The sequence below is a fragment of the Streptomyces sp. CB01881 genome (assembly GCF_002953255.1).
Classification (GTDB): Bacteria; Actinomycetota; Actinomycetes; order Streptomycetales; family Streptomycetaceae; genus Kitasatospora.
This window is the reverse complement of the sequence record NZ_CP026498.1, coordinates 6542978-6561112: the sequence shown is the minus strand read 5'-3', so window position 1 is coordinate 6561112 and position 18135 is coordinate 6542978. Positions and strand designations below refer to the sequence as shown.

Annotated in this window: 16 protein-coding genes; 4 read left to right on the top strand and 12 right to left on the bottom strand. The window is 73.9% G+C overall.

The window, feature by feature from the left end:
* Window positions 1-2: 2 nt before the first annotated feature.
* On the top strand, window positions 3-920 hold the full coding sequence (locus C2142_RS18430; protein WP_148643665.1) for an ABC transporter ATP-binding protein: 918 nt from the start codon (window positions 3-5) through the stop codon (window positions 918-920).
* Between the two features lie 50 nt (window positions 921-970).
* Window positions 971-1687, top strand: a complete 717-nt coding sequence (locus tag C2142_RS18425; protein WP_148643664.1) for an ABC transporter permease — start codon at window positions 971-973, stop codon at window positions 1685-1687.
* A gap of 45 nt (window positions 1688-1732) precedes the next feature.
* On the opposite strand, the gene C2142_RS18420 is transcribed toward C2142_RS18425, so the two are convergent.
* Together C2142_RS18420 and C2142_RS18415 are read right to left on the bottom strand one after the other, a co-directional pair.
* Complete coding sequence (locus C2142_RS18420) at window positions 1733-2974, bottom strand: MFS transporter (protein ID WP_148643663.1); 1242 nt, start codon at window positions 2972-2974, stop codon at window positions 1733-1735.
* 74 nt (window positions 2975-3048) lie between these two features.
* Complete coding sequence (locus C2142_RS18415; protein ID WP_148643662.1) at window positions 3049-3789, bottom strand: FadR/GntR family transcriptional regulator; 741 nt, start codon at window positions 3787-3789, stop codon at window positions 3049-3051.
* A gap of 154 nt (window positions 3790-3943) precedes the next feature.
* Here C2142_RS18415 and C2142_RS18410 point away from each other — a divergent pair, with 154 nt between their 5' ends.
* The gene (locus C2142_RS18410; protein WP_148643661.1) at window positions 3944-4711 is read left to right on the top strand and encodes a sporulation protein; all 768 of its coding nucleotides are present in this window, start codon (window positions 3944-3946) and stop codon (window positions 4709-4711) included.
* Window positions 4712-4788: 77 nt separating this feature from the next.
* Here C2142_RS18410 and C2142_RS18405 read toward each other — a convergent pair whose 3' ends face one another.
* From C2142_RS18405 to C2142_RS18360, 10 genes are all read right to left on the bottom strand, one after another.
* On the bottom strand, window positions 4789-6630 hold the full coding sequence (locus C2142_RS18405) for an LCP family protein (protein WP_148643660.1): 1842 nt from the start codon (window positions 6628-6630) through the stop codon (window positions 4789-4791).
* A 209-nt stretch (window positions 6631-6839) separates the two neighbouring features.
* Window positions 6840-7688, bottom strand: coding sequence for an HAD family hydrolase (locus tag C2142_RS18400; protein ID WP_148643659.1), 849 nt, complete (start codon window positions 7686-7688; stop codon window positions 6840-6842).
* 56 nt (window positions 7689-7744) lie between these two features.
* On the bottom strand, window positions 7745-9019 hold the full coding sequence (gene serS / locus C2142_RS18395) for a serine--tRNA ligase (RefSeq protein ID WP_148643658.1): 1275 nt from the start codon (window positions 9017-9019) through the stop codon (window positions 7745-7747).
* Between the two features lie 535 nt (window positions 9020-9554).
* Entirely contained in the window at window positions 9555-10490 is a 936-nt protein-coding gene (gene pheA, locus C2142_RS18390; protein ID WP_148643657.1) for a prephenate dehydratase, read from the bottom strand.
* Between the two features lie 138 nt (window positions 10491-10628).
* Window positions 10629-11951, bottom strand: coding sequence for an iron uptake transporter deferrochelatase/peroxidase subunit (efeB, locus tag C2142_RS18385; protein WP_148643656.1), 1323 nt, complete (start codon window positions 11949-11951; stop codon window positions 10629-10631).
* Window positions 11952-11956: 5 nt separating this feature from the next.
* Window positions 11957-14002, bottom strand: coding sequence for a FixH family protein (locus tag C2142_RS18380; RefSeq protein WP_148643655.1), 2046 nt, complete (start codon window positions 14000-14002; stop codon window positions 11957-11959).
* A 12-nt stretch (window positions 14003-14014) separates the two neighbouring features.
* Window positions 14015-14515, bottom strand: a complete 501-nt coding sequence (locus C2142_RS18375; protein WP_148643654.1) for a copper chaperone PCu(A)C — start codon at window positions 14513-14515, stop codon at window positions 14015-14017.
* Complete coding sequence (locus C2142_RS18370; RefSeq protein WP_148643653.1) at window positions 14512-15180, bottom strand: SCO family protein; 669 nt, start codon at window positions 15178-15180, stop codon at window positions 14512-14514. Before C2142_RS18370 ends, C2142_RS18375 begins: the two co-directional genes overlap by 4 nt.
* 86 nt (window positions 15181-15266) lie before the next feature.
* Window positions 15267-16025, bottom strand: coding sequence for a YcnI family protein (locus tag C2142_RS18365; protein ID WP_148643652.1), 759 nt, complete (start codon window positions 16023-16025; stop codon window positions 15267-15269).
* Between the two features lie 182 nt (window positions 16026-16207).
* A complete protein-coding gene (locus C2142_RS18360) occupies window positions 16208-17056 on the bottom strand; it encodes a hypothetical protein (protein ID WP_148643651.1) in 849 nt (282 codons plus the stop codon).
* Window positions 17057-17286: 230 nt separating this feature from the next.
* Here C2142_RS18360 and C2142_RS18355 point away from each other — a divergent pair, with 230 nt between their 5' ends.
* On the top strand, window positions 17287-17952 hold the full coding sequence (locus tag C2142_RS18355; RefSeq protein ID WP_174315659.1) for an ATP-binding protein: 666 nt from the start codon (window positions 17287-17289) through the stop codon (window positions 17950-17952).
* The last annotated feature ends 183 nt before the right edge of the window (window positions 17953-18135 follow it).

Sequence of the window (18135 nt, the reverse complement as noted above, 5' to 3'; positions counted from 1 at the left end):
CCATGGCCACCATCACCATCGACAAGGTCTCGCGTTGGTTCGGCAACGTGGTCGCCGTCAACGACGTCAGCATGGCGATCGGTCCCGGCATCACCGGTCTGCTCGGCCCGAACGGCGCGGGGAAGTCCACCCTCATCCACATGATGAGCGGATTCCTCGCCCCCTCCACCGGGGCGGTCACCCTGGACGGCGCGCCGATCTGGCGCAACCAGCAGGTGTACCGGCAGATCGGGCTGGTCCCCGAGCGCGAGTCCATGTACGACTACCTGACCGGCTGGGAGTTCGTCCTGGCCAACGCCGAACTGCACGGGCTCGCCGACCCGGGTGCCGCCGCGCGGCGGGCACTGGCCCTGGTCGAGATGGAGTACGCCCAGGACCGGAAGACCGGCACCTACTCCAAGGGCATGAAGCAGCGCGTCAAGATGGCGTCCGCACTGGTCCACGACCCGGCCGTGCTGCTGCTCGACGAGCCGTTCAACGGCATGGACCCGCGCCAGCGGCTCCAGCTGATGGAGCTGCTGCGCCGCTTCGGCGCCGACGGCCGGACGGTGCTCTTCTCCTCGCACATCCTGGAGGAGGTCGAGCAGCTGGCCCGGCACATCGAGGTCGTGGTGGCCGGCCGGCACGCGGCCTCCGGCGACTTCCGGAAGATCCGCCGGCTGATGACCGACCGCCCGCACCGCTACCTGGTCCGCTCCAGCGACGACCGCCGGCTCGCGGCGGCGCTGATCGCCGACGCGTCGACGGCCGGCATCGAGCTGGACCAGCAGGAGAAGGCGCTGCGCATCCAGGCGGTCAACTTCCAGGGCTTCACCACCCTGCTGCCGAAGGTCGCCCAGCAGGCCGGCGTCCGGCTGTACACCGTCGCACCGGCGGACGAGTCGCTGGAGAGCGTCTTCTCCTACCTCGTCTCCGCCTAGCGCCCACGGACGCGTCGCACCCACCCGGACCCAGGAAGGCCGACCACACCATGAACCCGACCGTCGCCAGGCTGACGCTGCGCGGCCTGCTGGGCCGCCGCCGCGGCATCCTGCTGCTGGTGGTCCCCGCCCTGCTGCTGCTCGTCTCGGCGATCGCCAGCGGCTCCAGCGGGGACAAGCACGACCTGACCGTCAGAATCCTCGGCCAGCTGGGCCTCGGCACGCTGCTGCCGATCCTCGGCCTGGTCGTCGGCACCGGTGCCATCGCCACCGAGATCGACGACGGCTCGATCGTCTACCTGCTCGCCAAGCCGCTGCCCCGCTGGAAGATCATCACCACCAAGCTGGCGGTCGCCGTCGGCACCACCTGGGTCTTCGCGGCGGTCCCGACGCTCCTGGCCGGCCTGCTGCTGTACGGCACCGAGGACGGGCTGGCGCTCGGCTACACCGTCGCCACCCTGGTGGCCGGGGCCGCGTACAGCGCGCTGTTCCTGCTGCTCGGCGTGGTCACCCGGCACGCGGTGGTGGCCGGGCTGGCGTACGCGCTGGTCTGGGAGTCCCTGATCGGCAACTTCGTCGAGGGCGCCAGGACGCTGAGCATCCAGCAGTGGGGGCTGTCGGTGGCCGGGGCGGTGGCCGGGGACGGTGCGATCACCGCCGACGTCGGGCTCGGCGTGGCGGTGCCGCTGCTGCTGGTGCTCACGGTGGGGGCGGCGGTGCTGGCCTCGGTGAAGCTGGCCGGGCTGACCCTGGCCGCCGAGGAGTAGCCGCGGCGGGTCTCCCGCGCCCCGGGCCCGCCGCGGCCGGACGCCTCAGAGCGTCCGATTGCGTCCGGCGCCCCAGCCGGCCACGCCGACGACGGCGGCCAGCACCAGCATCAGCGTCAGCGGGGTGGTCCAGCCGCCGGTCAGCTGGTGCAGCGCCCCGGCGCCGACCGGGCCGGCCGCCGCCACCAGGTAGCCGACCGCCTGCGACATGCCGCCCAGCTGGGCCGCGCCGGCGGCGCTGTCGGTCCGCAGCACGATGAAGGCGAGACCGAGGCCCAGCGAACCGCCCTGGGCGACGCCCAGGATGGTGGCCGCCACCCAGGCACCGGGCACCGGCGAGACCAGCAGGACGGTGATGCCGAGCGCGTTCAGCGCGGCCATCACCACGGCCAGCGTGCGCTGGCTGGTCATCCGGCCGGCCATCAGCGGCACCAGGAAGGCGCCCGTCACCTGGACCAGGTTGGAGAACGCGAAGACCAGGCCGGCCTCGCCGCGGTCCATCCCGTGGTCGGCCAGGATGGTCGGCATCCACGCCACCAGGGTGTAGACCAGCAGCGACGAGATGCCCATGAAGAGGCTGATCTGCCAGGCCAGCGGCGTGCGCCAGATCCCCTCGATCGGCCTGGTCGCGGCGGGCCGGGCCGGCGCCGCCACCGCCGCCTTCTCCTGACGCGCGCGCAGCACCTGCGGCAGCCAGGCCACGGCGGCGACCAGCGCCAGCAGCGACCAGGCACCCAGCGAGGCCTGCCAGCCGCCGCCGAGGACGTGCTCCAGCGGCACCGAGGTCCCGGCCGCCAGCGTCGCGCCGACCAGCATGGTGGTCGAGTAGACGCCGGTCATGGCCGCCGCCCGGCCCGGGAACTCGCGCTTGACCAGGCCCGGCATCGAGACGTTCAGGACCGCGATCGCCACGCCGATCACCACGCACCCCGCGTACAGGGCGGCCACCGAGGGCAGCACCCGCAGCAGCACGCCCGCGCCGAGCACCAGCACCGCGCCCAGCACCACGCGCTCGGTGCCGAACCGCCTGGTCAGCCGGGGGGTGAGCGGGGCGCCGGCGCCCTGGAAGAGCACCGGCACGGTGGTGATCAGCCCGCTCGCGGTGGTGGAGAGGCCGAAGGTGCGCTGGATCTCGCCGACCATCGGGGAGATCGCCGCGAGGCAGGCGCGCATGTTGAGGGCGACCAGCAGGATGCCGGTCAGCAGCAGCGCGGGGTGGGCCAGCCGGCTGCGGACGGGGAGCGGGGAGGTGGTGACAACCGGCTGCTGGGCACGGGTGACTGCCATGGGGCGTGCTGCTCTTTCGTGAAACGTGGAACCGGGGGCGGACGGCGGAAGGGGCGGGTACCGGCGGGTACCGCTCACTTCCGGGCCGCGATGGCCGCGAGGAGCTGCTCGACGGCCGCGATCGGCTCGGCGAGCAGCGCGCGACACGCGCGTTCGGCGCGGTCCGGGTCGCCGCTCTCGATCGCGTCCACCAGCGCCGCGTGGGTGGCCACGACCACCTCGGGCATCTCGTGGTCGCCGAAGGCCGTCCGCATCGACTCGCGCACCGAGGCGCCGAAGTAGCGGTACACCTCGGTCAGCGCAGGGTTGTGCGCGGCCTCGACGACGGCGGTGTGGAACTCCAGGTCGTGCTCGACGGTCGCCTCGCGGCCGGTCCGCTCGGAGTGCGCCGCGATCACCTCGGCCTCGCGGGCCAGCGCGGCCCGCATCCGGACGACGTCCTCGGGCGTGTGCCGCAGCGCGGCCAGCCGGGCCGCCTCCGCCTCCAGTGCCGCACGGACCTCCAGCACGTCCCGCACCCCGGAGCGCTGGACGCCCCGCAGGACGGCGGCGGGGTCGCTGGTGCTGCGGACGAAGGTGCCCTCGCCCTGCCGGGAGACCAGCATGCCGGCGTGCACCAGCACCCGGATCGCCTCGCGCACCGTGTTCCGGCCGACCTGCAACCGCTCGGCCAGCTCGTGCTCGGTCGGGATCCGCGAGCCGACCGGCCAGGCCCCCGCCGCGAGCTGCTCGCGCAGCTGGTCGATGGCGGTGTCCACCAGCGAGCGCCGTCCGGCGGCCTGCAACGTGTCCTGGCTGTGGCCGGGCGCGGTCATGGCGGAGCTCCCCTCGGGTCTGGTCGTCGGTCATCCTACAACTGATTGCCCGGTCATCCTACAACTGCCGCGTGACCTGCCCGGGAACCGTCCGGGCCGCCCTGGCGTTGCACCCGACGACTTCGGTCCATCCCTAGACGAGGAGATCGCCCGCATGGTGTTCAAGAAGCTGCTCGGAGCCCTCGGTGTCGGCGGCCCCGGCGTCGACACCGTTCTGACCACGCCGGTGGTGCAGCCCGGCGGCACCCTGTACGGGACGGTCGAGCTGACCGGCGGGACGGTCGAGGCGGACATCCGCGGGATCACGCTGACGCTGGTCGCACGGGTGGAGATCGAGCACGAGGAGGGCGAGAGCACCGGGCTGTACCCGTTCGCGAAGTTCTCGGTGACGGCCCCGCTGGTGCTGGCGCCCGGGGAGAACCGGTCGATCCCGTTCGCCGTCCAGGTGCCGTGGGAGACGCCGGTGACCACCGTCGCCGGGCAGCGCCTGCACGGGATGCAGCTCGGCGTGCGGACCGAGGTGGACATCGCGGGCGCGCTCGACAAGGGCGACTCCGACCCGCTGGAGGTCGAGCCGCTGCCGGTGCAGCGCCGGATCCTGGACACCCTGCTCCAGCTCGGCTTCGGCTTCCGCTCCGCCGACCTGGAGGCCGGCCACATCCGGGGCACCGGGCAGACGCTGCCCTTCTACCAGGAGATCGAGTTCTCCTCGGCGCCGCAGTACGCGCACTCCTGCAACTCGCTGGAGGTCAGCTTCGTCACCACCCCGCACAGGGTCGAGGTGGTGCTGGAGGCGGACAAGCGCGGCGGCCTGTTCGGGCACGGGGGCGGCGACGTCATCCGCACCCACGTGGTCGACCACGGCCAGGCCGACCAGGACCTCACCGGCCTGGTCGACGGCTGGATCCGCGCGGCGCTCTGACCGCCCGGGCGCCGGTCCGCTCCCGGCCCCGGCCCGCTCCGGCGCCCCGGGGGACGGTCCGAGCGGGCCGGCGACGGCTATCCGTAGGAGACGTTGCTGCAGATGTCGTCGTCGGCCGAGCGGGCCTCGTTGACCACCTCGGTGGGCAGCGGCGCCGGGACGCTCGGGGCGGCGGCGGCAGGGGCCGCGGCGGCGTTGGCGGCGGCGAAGTCCTTGCCGAGGACGAGGCTGATCCCGGCCGCCGAGGTGGGAACCAGGGTGGAGTTCGGGAACAGCGCCGCGACCTTCTCCGCGTTGGCCTTCTGCCCGCTGCCGTACTCGACCGTGGTGACCGCCTTGTTGGTGTTCTTGGCGGTGGAGACTCCGGTCACGGTGACCTTGGCGGCCTTGAGCGTCTCGGCGGCCTTGGCGGCCAGCCCGGAGGCGGTGGTGCCGTTGAAGACCGCGACCTTGACCGGGGTGTCCACGGCGGCCGGCGACGGCGCGGCCGTGGTGGTCTCGGGTGCGGCGGTCGGCGTCTGGGGCGCGTCGTCCTGCTTGCCGGTGGCGTCCTGGCCGTCGATGGTCCGGTCGGCCAGCAGGGTCTTCCAGAGGTTGTCGACCGCCGGGTGGACGAGGTCGATCCGGGGGCCGTTGTAACGCCACGGAGCGGTGAGGAACTTGACGTCGTGCAGGTCGATGCTCTTCATCGACAGCGCGAAGTCCATCAGCTTCTTGGCCGAGTCCAGCCCGGGGTCGACCGTCATCGACTTGGTGGCCGCGTCGGCCAGCGGCAGCAGCGTGGTCGGGCTGAGGCCCTCGCCCTTGACCTTGGCCATCAGCGAGGCCAGGAAGGCCTGCTGGCGCTTCATCCGGCCGACGTCGGACTCGTCGCCGATGCCGTGCCGGAGCCGGACGTAGTCCAGCGCCTTCTGGCCGGAGAGCTTCTGCTTGCCCTTGGGCAGGACGATCTTGCCCTTCTTGCCCAGGTTGGGGTTGAGGTGCCCCTCGTAGATGTCGTTCGGCAGGCAGACGTCGACCCCGTCGACGGCCTCGGTCATCGCCGCGAAGCCCTCGAAGTTCACCTCGATGGTGTGGTCGACGCGGATGCCGGTGAGCTTCTCGACGGTGTTCTGCGTGCAGGCCGGGTTCCCGGATTCGCTGTTGCCCACCGAGAAGGCCGAGTTGAACATCTGGTTCGACGCCTCCTTGCTCCACGTCCCGTTCGGCAGCTTGCACCGTGGGATGGTGACCAGGGCGTCGCGCGGGATGGAGATGCCCACCGCGTGCTTGTGGTCGGCGTAGACGTGCAGCAGGATCGTGGTGTCCGAGCGGGCGCCGCCCTCGTTGCCGCCGCCGAGGTCGCTGTTCTTGCCGGCGCGCGAGTCCGAGCCGATCAGCAGGACGTTGACCGGCTTGTTGCCGTTGGCGTCGGCGGTCGCCTCCGGCGGGCGGTCGGTGGAGACCGCCTCCGGGTCGAAGGACTTGATGTTGCCGTTGAGCTTGTAGTAGATCGCGCCGCCGGTGCCGGCCAGCACGACGAGGACGCCGGCCACCGACCAGGCGACGATCTTCTTGACGTTCCGCTTCGGCTTGCGGCTGTTGCGCGCGGCCGCCCGGCCGCCCGCCGTGGAGGCGTCCGCGGCTCCGTCGCCGTCGGACCTGCCGCGGCCGCCGCCCTTGCCCTGGGCGGCCCGCCGGGCCTCGGCCCGGCCGCCGGGCCGGGGCGCGGGGACGCGTTCGCCCGCGTCGGCCGCCTGCTCGGTGCGGGCGACGCGCGGGGTGCCGGCGCCCTGAGCGCCCGCGCCGCGCGTGCCGCTGCCACGTGTGCTGCCGCCGCGCGCGCCGGTGCCACGCGGCGAACCGCCGCCCCGCGAGCCGCCCTCGGCGCGCCGCCGGCCGTCCGCCCCCGACGTGCTCTCGTCCCACTGGCCTGACATGCGCGTACCTCTCAGCGGCGGAAGCAGCAATCCTGTACGTGTCCGGGGGCACGGCCCGGGTCCGCCGGGAGCACCGCACAGGAGCACCGCACCGGGAGACGCGGGGCTTCAGCGGAGCATACAAACTCTTTCTGTGACGGTCAGCATCCGGGTGCCGCCGGAACGATCCGCGACCCGGTCCACACCCGCCCCGCCGGTTCCCCGGCCGCTCACTGCGCCGGGTAGAGCCGCTCCAGGACGGCCGCGACGCCGTCCTCGTCGTTGCTGACGGTGACCTCGTCGGCGACCGCCAGCAGTTCCGCGTGCGCGTTGGCCATGGCGACGCCGTGCGCGGCCCAGCCGAACATCGGCACGTCGTTGGGCATGTCACCGAAGGCGATGGTGTCGGCGGCCTTCACGCCCAGCCGGCGGGCGGCGACGGCCAGCCCGGTGGCCTTGGAGAGGCCGAGCGGCAGCAGTTCGACGATGCCGGCGCCCGCCATGACGATGCCGACCAGGTCGCCGGCCACCCGGCGGGCGACCTCGGCGAGGCCGTCGTCGGTCAGACCGCGGTGCTGGATGTACAGCTTGCTGAGCGGGGAGGCGAACAGCTCGTCCTTGGCGACCCGCGTCACCGGCAGGTCGGAGCCGATCAGCAGCTCGTAGCCGGGGCCGGCCAGCACCTCGCCGTCCAGGCCGTCCTGGTTGGCGGCGACGGCCAGCGGGCCGGTCTCCGCCTCGATCTTGGCGATCGCCAGCGCGGCCAGCCGGCGGTCCAGGGTGAGCGAGGTGAGCAGCTTGTGCGCGCCCGCGTCGTAGACCTGCGCGCCCTGGCCGCAGACCGCTATCCCGTGGTAGCCGATCTCGTCGAAGACCGGCCGGGCCCAGGCGGCGGAGCGGCCGGTGACGATGATGTGCAGCGCCCCGGCACCGGTGGCCGTGGCGAGCGCGGCCCGGGTGCGCGCGGAGACGGTCTCCTCGCTGGTGAGCAGCGTGCCGTCGAGGTCGGTGGCGACCAGCCGGAAGGGCAGGCCGCCACCGTCGACGGGGGAGACGGGGCTGGGGCTGATGCTGCTCATGGGCCGTACGTCTCCCGGGAGTTGCTTTCGGGCGGTGGTGCAGGTGGGGCAGGTGGCTACTTGACCGGCGGGAGGACGGAGCGCCCGCCGAGGTACGGCCGCAGCGCCTCCGGCACGACGACCGAGCCGTCGGCCTGCTGGTGGTTCTCCAGGATCGCGACGATGGTGCGCGGGACGGCGACCAGGGTGCCGTTCAGCGTGGCCAGCGGGCGGACCTTGCCCTCCTCGCGCATCCGGATGGAGAGCCGGCGGGACTGGTACTCGGTGGTGTTGGAGGTCGAGGTGACCTCGCGGTACTTGCCCTGGGTCGGGATCCACGCCTCGATGTCGAACTTGCGCGCGGCCGAGGAGCCGAGGTCGCCGGAGGCGACGTCGATCACCCGGTAGGGCAGCTCCAGGGCGTTGAGGAAGTCCTTCTCCCACTGGAGCAGGCGGCGGTGCTCGTTCTCGGCGTCCTCGGGCGAGGTGAAGACGAACATCTCCACCTTCTCGAACTGGTGGACGCGGATGATGCCGCGGGTGTCCTTGCCGTAGGTGCCGGCCTCGCGGCGGAAGCAGGACGAGTAGCCGGCGTACCGCAGCGGCAGCTTCTCGGCGTCGATGATCTCGTCCATGTGGTACGCCGCGAGCGGGACCTCGCTGGTGCCGACGAGGTAGCGCTCCTCCTCGGCGAGGAAGTACACGTTCTCGGCGGCCTGGCCGAGGAAGCCGGTGCCGTCCATGGCGGCCGGGCGGACCAGGGCCGGGGTGATCATCGGGGTGAAGCCGGCCGCGGTGGCCTGGGCGATCGCCATGTTGACCAGGGCGAGCTCCAGCAGCGCGCCGACACCGGTCAGGTAGTAGGACCGTGCGCCGGCGACCTTGGCGCCGCGCTCGGTGTCGATCGCGCCGAGGATCTGCCCCAGCTCGACGTGGTCGCGGGGCTCGAACCCCTCGGCGGCGAAGTCGCGCGGGGTGCCGATCTCCTCCAGCGTGACGAAGTCCTCCTCGCCGCCGACCGGGGCGGCCGGGTCGATGAGGTTCGCCAGCGAGCGGAGCAGGCGCTCGGCCTCGTCCTTGGCCGCGCTCTGCTCGGCGTCGGCGGCCTTGACCTCGGCGGCCAGTTCCTTGGTGCGCTGGAGCAGGGCGGTCTTCTCCTCGCCCTGGGCCTTGGCGACCTGCTTGCCGAGCGTCTTCTGCTCGTTGCGCAGTTCGTCGAAGCGACTGCCCGAGGACCGGCGCCGTTCGTCGGCGGAGAGGAGGGCGTCGACCAGGTCGACGTCCTCGCCACGGACGCGCTGCGAGGCGCGCACTCGGTCAGGGTCCTCACGAAGCAGGCGAAGGTCAATCACGGGCCCAAGCCTACCGGGCGGGGGCCCCTCCACCGGTACGGGTTTTCCCCTGGGGATAACTCCCCGGAGCCTGTGGACAACCCCTGTGAGGAACGGCTCGCTGTGAGGTTATCCACAGGAGGATCCGGTGGGCTGTGGACGGCCTGGCCTCCCCGGTGGACGACGCGTCCGACTAAGGAATTGAGGTTTCAAACCTCACTTGACCTTCTTGGATGAGGAAATTGAAGCACTCGAACGGGTGATTTGCCGGTACACGGGTGACTCTGGTCCGATTGGTCATCTCTGCGACGCTAACCGATGATCCGACCGATACGCGTAGTGGCTATACCGGTTTGTCGACTCGCCCCCAGGCCTGTGGATAACTCGGGGCTGTGGACAGTGGCCGGTCCTGTGGACATCCGGTTCCGGCGGCGCAGGCCCCTGTGGACGACGGCCGGACGGCGGTGCGGTCACCCGCACCGCCGTCCGGGCGGGGTCGAAAACGGTTGGAAAAGGTCAGGAGGACAAAAGCCGGCGAGCAGATGCCGCCAGGTCCTCAAATGTCGCCGCGGCCGTCGAGGCAGCGGGAGAGCCAGTCGGCCGCCTCGGTGAAATCGGTGTCCGAGGTCCCCGGCCGCTGGTGCTCGGAGGCCTGCTGGTCGGCCCGCGGATAGGAGCCGAGGAAACGCACCTGCGGGCAGATCCGCTTGAGGCCCATCAGCGCCTCGCTCACCCGGCGGTCGGCGAGATGCCCCTCACAGTCGATGAGGAAGCAGTAGTTGCCGAGCCCCTCCCCGGTGGGCCGGGACTCGATCCGCATCAGGTTGACCCCGCGCACCGCGAACTCCTGGAGCAGCTCCAGGAGCGCGCCCGGGTGGTCGTCCGGCAGCCAGACCACCATCGAGGTCTTGTCCGCGCCGGTCGGTGAGGAGACCCTCCCGGGCCGGCCGACCAGGACGAACCGGGTGGTCGCGTTGGCCGCGTCGGCGATGTCCTTGACCAGCGGGTCCAGGCCGTAGATCGGCGCCGCGAACTCGCCCGCGAACGCGCCGTCGAACCGCCCCTCGGCGACCAGCCGGGCGCCGTCGGCGTTGGAGGCCGAGGACTCCCACCGCGCCTCCGGCAGGTTGGCCGCCAGCCAGCGGCGCACCTGCGGCTGGGCCACCGGGTGGCTGGTGACGGTCTTGATGTCGGTCAGCTCCGTCCCGGGCCGGACCAGCAGCGCGAAGGAGATCGGCAGCAGCACCTCGCGGTAGATCATCAGCGCGGTGCCCGAGGCCAGTTCGTCGTTGGTCGCGGTGACGGCGCCCTCGACGGAGTTCTCGATCGGCACGAACCCGCCCGAGGCCTCGCCGCCGCGCACCGCGTCCAGCACCAGCGGCACCGAGGCCAGCGGGACCAGCTCCCGGGTCGCCGCCTCGGGCAGGGTGCGCAGCGCCGCCTCGGTGAAGGTGCCCGCCGGGCCGAGGTAGGTGTAGCGGGTCGCCGACATGCCGCGCCTCCATGCGAAAGGGATACCGAGCACGTCACCTTAACCATTTCGCCGGTTGCCCACGGGGGAGTTCCGGCCTGTGGGCAACCGGCGGCCCGGGTGGGGCGCCACGGACGTGTGGTGGGCGCCCCGCCCGGCCTAGCCGAGCAGCGTCTGCCCCACGTAGCCGCCCTGCGGGGTGCCGGGCGGGACGGCGTACAGGCCGCTCGCCTCGTGCCGCAGGAAGCGGGAGAGGCCGTCGCCCCGGGAGAGCTTGCGCTGCACCGGGGTGAAGCCCCTGCGCGGGTCGGCCTGGAAGGCGAGGAAGAGCAGCCCGGCGTCCGGCGAGCCGTCGGCCAGCAGGCCGTCGTGGTACGAGAACCCGCGCCGCAGCATCGCCGCCCCGCCGTTGGCGGCCGGCGCGGCGACCCGGACGTGCGCGTCGGCCGGGATGGCCAGCGAGCCGTCCGGGCCCTGCGCGGCCAGGTCGGCCGGGGTGAACTCGCTGCTGCCGGGGGCCGCCGAGAGCGGGGCGCCGTCCGACTTCCGCCGCCCGATCACCCGTTCCTGGCGGTCCAGCGGCAGCGCCTCCCAGTTGTCCAGCAGCATCCGGATCCGCCGGAACACCAGGTACGAGCCGCCCGCGAGCCAGGCCGGCTGGTCGCCCCCGGCGGCGCAGAACACCTTGGCGGCGAAGTCGTCCTCGCCCGGCTTGGGGTTGTTGGTGCCGTCGACCTGGCCCATCAGGTTGCGCCCGGTGATCTGCCGCGTGGCGGCGCCGGGGGTGCGGGCGAAGCCGGCCGACTGCCAGCGCAGCGCCGCCGTGCCGGCCGCCTGCCGCTGGAGCACCCGCAGTGCGTGTACGGCGACCAGCGCGTCGTCGGCGCAGATCTGGACGAACAGGTCGCCGTCGCCGCGGGCCGGGTCGAGGGCGTCCGCCGGGAAGGAGGGGAGCGGTTCCAGTGCGGCCGGGCGCTGGTCGGCGAGCCCGGCCTTGTCGAACAGGGTGGCGCCGAAGCCGAAGGTGAGGGTGAGCGAGCAGGGGCCGGCGTCCAGCGCGACCTGGTTCTCGAACTCGTCGGCAGGCTCGCCGCCGGCGAGCCGGGCGGCCGTCCGGGACCAGCGCTGGAGCAGTGTCCGCAGGCCGTCCCGGCCGGTCCCGCCGACCAGGTCGAAGGCGGCCAGCTGGATCCGGGCCTGCTGCGGTTCGACGATGCCGGCCTGGTGTTCCCCGTGGAACGGCAGCCGGCCCGCGCCGAGGGCGGGCCCGGCCGGGGCGGGCCCGGCCGCCGGGGACCGGTCGAGGGCGGCCGCCCCGGCCACGCCGGCGCCCGCCCCGACCACCAGCCCGGCCCCGGCGGTGCCCAGCAGGGCCCGCCGGGTGACGCCGCGGCGGGGCCTCCCGCCGGTGGGCCCGTCGGTCGTGGCGCTCCCCGTGCTCTCCGTGCTCTCGGCGCTCTTGGTGCTCTTGGTGCTGTCCATCGCGGTCACCCGATCTTCAGCGGCTTGATCTCGGTGGTCTGGTCGATGTCCGAGGAGCGGACCTGCACCGACACCACCCAGTTGCCGGCCAGCGGCAGCTGCGCGGTGCCGCTCCAGCGGCCGGTGCCCTCGGCGGTCAGGGTGACCGGCAGCGGGCCGAGGTCGCGGTCCGGCAGGGTGAAGGCGAGCTGCACCTCGGGGACCTCCACCGGCTGTCCGTCCGCGCCGTCCAGCTTGAGGTGCACCTCGTTGGGCCCGGTCCGGGCCGGGTTGAGGGTGACGGTGGCGGTGCCCTTGGCGTTCGGCGTCCGGCCCTTGGTGTCGTACGGGAGCTTCAGCTCCAGGGTCTGGCCGGGCACGGTCTGCGGGGCGGGCACGCCCGGGGCGGCCGGGCCGGCACCGGCGGCGGGTGCCCCGGCCGCGACCTCGCCGGCCACCCGGCCGGGCGGCGAGTTGGTGAGCATCGTGGTGACCACCAGCACGGCCACCGCGACCAGCGCCTCGACCAGCACCGAGCGGCGCAGGCCGGCCCGGGTCGGGGTGAGCCCGCGGTCGCGTCCGGCGCTCTCCCGGGCGGCCTGCTGGCGGGCCAGCTGGGCCTGCCGGACCGGGTCGTCGGAGTGCGCCGCCACGACGACCGGCTCCGGCGCCTCGGCCGGCGCGACCGCCACCGCCTCCTCCGGGTCGGCCCGCAGCCGGGCCAGCCAGGACCGGGAGATCCAGGCGACGCCGAGCATCGCGACCACGCAGCCGGTCTTCACCAGCAGCAGCCGCCCGTACTCGGTGCCGGTCAGCGCGCCCCAACTGCCCAGGCCGCGCCAGGACTGGTAGATCCCGGTGGCGGTCAGCACCGCGACCGCGCCGAAGGCGACCTTGGAGAAGCGGTCGGCGACGTCCGCGCCGATCCCGTGCCGCAGGCCGACCAGCATGGCGGCCAGGCCTCCGAGCCAGAGCGCCATCGCGATCAGATGCAGCATGCCGAACGGCAGCGCCAGCCAGACCTGGATGCCCACCGAGGCATGGTCGGCGCCGACCCAGGTCGCCGAAAGGGCGACCGCCAGCACCAGTCCGGCGACCCCGAGGCCCAGCCGGGCCTCGCGCTGCGGCCGTTCGGCGGCGCGCTGCTCCAGCTCGCGCAGCTCCGACTCCTCGGCGTCCTCCTCCGCTCCCCCGGCCGCGGGGCCGGCCGTCCGCGGCGGCTGCCCGAGCTGGCCCACCAGCAGCGACAGGAACACCCCGCTCGCGGCGAGCAGCAGCAGCCGGGCGGCCAGCGCGGTGCCGATCCGCTCGTCCAGCGTGGCGCGCACCAGCGACAGGTCGAAGGCCTGCCCGAGGCCGGAGCCCCGCTCGTAGGGGCCGCGCAGCATCAGCACCGCGACGGTGGAGACCAGCAGCGCCACCCAGCCGGACATCAGCAGCCGCTGCACCGAGCGCTGCACCGCTCCGGCGGGCCAGCAGATCAGCACGAACGCGGCCGCGCCGGCCAGCAGCGCGAAAGCGCCGTACGCGACGGTCCGGCCGGTGCCGTAGAGGGCGGCGACCGTGCTGTCGGCCTCGGCGCCGCTCAGTGCGGTGGCGGAGACGGAGGTGTCGGAGGGGGCTCCGACGGAGAAGGTGAAGGCGCCGCCGATCGGGTGCGAGTCCTCGGAGACGGCCCGCCAGGCCACCGTGTAGGTGCCGTTGGCCAGCCCGCTGTTGAGCCCGACCCGTGCGGTGTTGTCCCTGCCGTCGGCGTGCGCCGGGTTGCCGGTGTCGACCGCCCGGCCGGCCGGGTCGAGCACCCGCACCGAGTCGCCGGAGAGCGACACCGCCTCGCTGAAGGTCAGCGTGACGGTCTGCGGCGCGGCGGCGACGACCGAGTTCTGTGCCGGGTCGGTGGACTGCAGGGTGGCGTGCGCGGAGGCCGGGCCGGCGCCGGCGAGCATCAGCGCGAGGACGGCGCCGAGGAGACCGAGCAGCGCGGCGATCCGGTGGCGGGCGGTCCGGCCTCCGGCGGTCCGCGGCGGCGGGGTTCCCGGCGGCAGGGTCTGCGGAAAGGCGGCCTTCGGCATCTCGCGGGTCCCTTACTGCTGGCCGGGGCGGTAGGTGAGCTCCTTGACCGGCACCTTGACCGAGATGGTGCCGGTCCTGGCGAAGGTCAGGTCGAGTTCGAGCTCGTCACCGAGGGCGGGGGTCTTCTGCCACCCCATGATCATGAGGTGGGTGCCGCCGCGGGCGAGCTGCAACGCGCCGTGCGCGGGGACGTCCAGGCGTTCGACCTGCTCCATGGTGGAGGCGGTGGAGCGGTGCATGGTGACCGACTGGGCGGCCGGGCTGGAGACCTTCACCAGCTGGTCCTGCCCGCCGTCGTTGCGCACGGTCAGGTAGCCGGCCGCCATCCCGCCCGCCGGGGGCAGCGGGATGTAGGAGCCGGCGACGCTCAGCCTGGCCGGTCCGTCGTCGGCGGCGCCGTCCTGGCCGCCCGCCCCGCAGGCGACCAGGATGGCGCCGCCGCCCAGTGCCGTCGCCAGCACCGCGCCCGCGAGCGCGGTCCGCCGGAAACCGGGGACGCCGGTGCCCCTCACGCCGAGACCCCCTTGGCGAGCAGCGGCAGGTCGTGCTCGTAGGTCTTCTCCTCGGTACCGCTGAGGTAGAGGACGTGCGCCTTGTCGTCCGAGGGCAGGAAGGCCAGCACCTGCGCGCCGTGGGTGGAGGTGACCGTGCCGTCGCCGTTGACCACCGGGTCCTCGATCATGATGCCGAGCGACTTGGCGGCGGTCTTCACCTTGGCGAGGTCCCCGGTGAGGCCTGTGAAGTCGCTGCCCATCGAGTCCAGCCAGGTGCGCAGCACCTGCGGGGTGTCGCGCTGCGGGTCGGTGGAGACGAAGACGACGTTGACCTTCTGCCGCTCCTCGGCTGAGAGCTTCTTCATCGCCACGCCGATGTCGCCCATGGTGGTCGGGCAGACGTCCGGGCAGCTGGTGTAGCCGAAGAAGAGCAGGGTGGCCTTGCCGTTGGTCTTCTGCCGGAGGTCGTACGGCTGGCCGGCGGTGTCGGTCAGCTGGAGGTCGGGCTTCTCGAAGTTCTTGCCCAGCACGGTGCCCTCGTAGGGCGAGTCGGCCTTCTGCCGGGTGACCTTGGCGGGGCTGGTGCCGCCGCCGTCGGAGCCGCAGGCGGTGAGGGTGAGGGCGGCGGCGAGCGCGACGGCGGCGGCGCCGGCCAGGCGGGCGGTACGGGGGGTGCGGGGCATGGGAGGTCCGATCGTGCGCGGTGGAGCACCGGCGGGGCCGCCCCGGGCAGGGGTGCGGCGCGGGGCGGCCCCGCCGGTGTGAGGGGTCAGGAGGCCGAGCCGCCGTTCTTGCGGCGCAGGCCGAGGACGCCGAACGCGGCGCCGATCACGCCGACCACGATGCCGACCACGCCGAGCACCCGGGCGGTGGAGTCGTTGGCCTTGTCCGAGCCGGCGGCCTCGTCCTTGGCGCCGTCGTCGTGGGTGTGGCCGTCGGTGGCCGGGGCGGCGGAGGCGGTGACGCCGTGGCCGTCGGCGGAGGCGGCCTTGGTCAGGGCGAGCACGGGCGCGGGCTTGGCCGGCTCCGGCTGGCCGTCCTTGGCCTCGTCGATCCAGCGGACGACGTCGCCGTTGTCGTAGCTCTGCAGCGCCTTGAAGGTCAGCTTGTCGGTGTCGGTCGGCAGCGGGCCGAGCGAGACGCGGAACTCCTGGAACTGGCCGGGGGCGATCTTGGTGCCCGCCTCGGCGGTCCAGGTGATCTTGGAGACGGCCTCGTTGACGTCGTTGCCGTGCACCTTGATCGGCTTGTCGAGCTTGGACTTCTCGACGGTCGCGGTCCAGCCCGGCATCGGGAGGGTCCGGACGGAGGCCAGCGGGTGGTCCAGCGGGAGGCTGAGCTCCAGCTTCACCGTGGAGGCGGTGTCGTTCTCGTTCGGCACCCGGATGTCGACGGCGGTGTAGCCGCCCTGCGGGGCGCTGCCCGGGTTCACGGTGACGTGCGCGAAGGCCGGGCCGGCCAGGGCCACGACGGAGGCGGCGGCGGTGAGGGCGACGGCGGCGATGCGACGGGCGGGAAGGGAACGCATGATTTCGGGGTCTCCGTTCGGAGGCTCGGCGGCAGGCCCGGCGGGCACGGTGATCCGTGCGCAGACGGGGCCGCGCGGCGTGGGGACGAATGTGGGGAGGCCGCTGACCACGGGAGTGCGGGTGCGGCCGGCTGCGGCGTACACCCGGGCCCGGTGCGTGTGGGAGCACCGGGGACGGCGGGTCAGTACGCGAGCGCCCCGAACGGAGGACCGCGCCGCACCACGCTGTGCCGCAGTGCGGCACCGGCCGGCAGCGGGTGCTCCCCGCCGCGCGCGCCGAACCGGCGGGCCGGGCCGCCGGGTGTGCCGAACAGGCCGCGCAGCAGGGCGGCGGCCAGCGCGAACGCCGTCCGCAGCGGCGCTGCCCAGTGGTCCCGGGCGGCGGTGGCGGTGATCCGGACCAGTCGCCAGAGCGCCGCCTCGCCCCGGCGCAGCCACCAGCCGGCCACCAGGGCGGCGGCCAGGTGGCCCGCGAACATCGACGGCGTCATGCCGAGCACGCCGCCCTGCCACCAGGGCGCGACGGCGTACGCCTGCGGGTCCAGGCCCGCGCTGGAGACCAGCTGCTCGGCGGTCGGGTTGCCGGGCAGGCCGGCCAGCGTGCCGGGCCGGGCCTCGTTGCAGATCAGCCGGCCGGCCACCTGCGGCAGGGTCAGCGGCCCGGAGCCGCCGGCGCCGCCGTGGTGCATGCCGGCCATCGCGCCGGCCGCCGCGGTGGCGTGACCGCCGACGGCGTGGAAGAGGCAGTGGAGGCCGAGCTGGCCCGCGCCGAGCGCACCGGCGATGGCGCCGAGCGAGCGTTCCCGCCCGCCGAGGGCCACCGCGAGCACCAGGACGGCCGCGAAGCCGGTCGCGAGCGCGGCCGGGGCCACGTTCCCGCCGCCGGCCAGGGCGTGCCCGGCGGCCGCTATCAGCGTGCAGACCAGGGCGAACGGCACCGCCCGCGCAAGCCGCAGGTCCCAGGCGGCGGCCCCCACCGGCGCGTCCGGTGCGGGGGCGCCCGGGTGCGGGGCGGCGGCGAGGGCAGTCATGGCGGGCCCCATCCTCTCATCGCCTACGAGGGCGACACGGGCAGGGTGGGAAAGTCCCACGAATGCCCCGTTCGGCCCCGGCGTGCGGACCCCGGTGTGCGCCGCTCGGCACAGTCCGCGGCCCCAGTCCATCCGCCGAACGGGCGGTGACGGACCTCAGGCACGGTTCACCGCCGGATCGCCCGGAGATACCTAGTTGTATGTGGAGCCGCAGCCAGGAGGGACCTCCCGTGGACATCTGGTGGACTCTGCACCTCAAGCGCGACCCGGCCAGCGTTCCGCTGGCCCGGCGCATCCTGCTCGGTGCGATGGCGACGGCGGGCGTCGACCCGCAGGTCGCCCACGACCTCGGCGTCGCCCTCAGCGAGGCCTGCGCCAACGCCGTCGAGCACGGCGCCGGCGGCCGGCCGGACGAGGGCTTCCAGGTCTCCGCGTCGATCAGCGGCGACCTGCTGCGGATCGAGGTGACCGACGCCGGGCCCGGCCTCCCGGCCCCGGCCCCCGCAGCTCCCGCCCCCGCCGCCGGACCGCTCCCGCTGCGCCGGCCGAGCGCCCCGCCGGCCCGCCCGGCGGCGGCCGGCCGCGGGCCCCGCCGCACGCGGCGCGGCGGCCGGGCCAGCGTCCCCGCCCCGGTCCTCACCGCCCACCGCCCCCGCCGGGAGGGCCGCCCCTACGACACCCACGTCCTCCCGCCCCGCCCGCCGGCCCCCACCCTGCGCCCGGTGGACCTCGACACCCTCCCCGAGCTCACCGCCGAGTCGGGCCGCGGCCTCTTCCTGATCCACGCCCTCACCGACCACGTCCAGCTCCGCAACCACCCGCTCCGCGGCGCGATCGTCAGCTTCGACAAGATCCTCAAGTGGCAGGACGACGCCCTCCTGAGGGCCGCCTCGTAGCGGTCAGTGAAGACCGGGTTCGCCGTGTGGGCGTCACTGTTGGCAGTACGCCAGGGGAGCGTGACCCGAGTCGCGGGTGCTTCTTCATGTGGGCCTTCAGCGCGCTCGCCAGGCCGTCGGGTAGCGGAACCTGTCGGACCTTGCCGCCTTTCGGCAGCGCGAACACCATCTTCTTTGCCACGA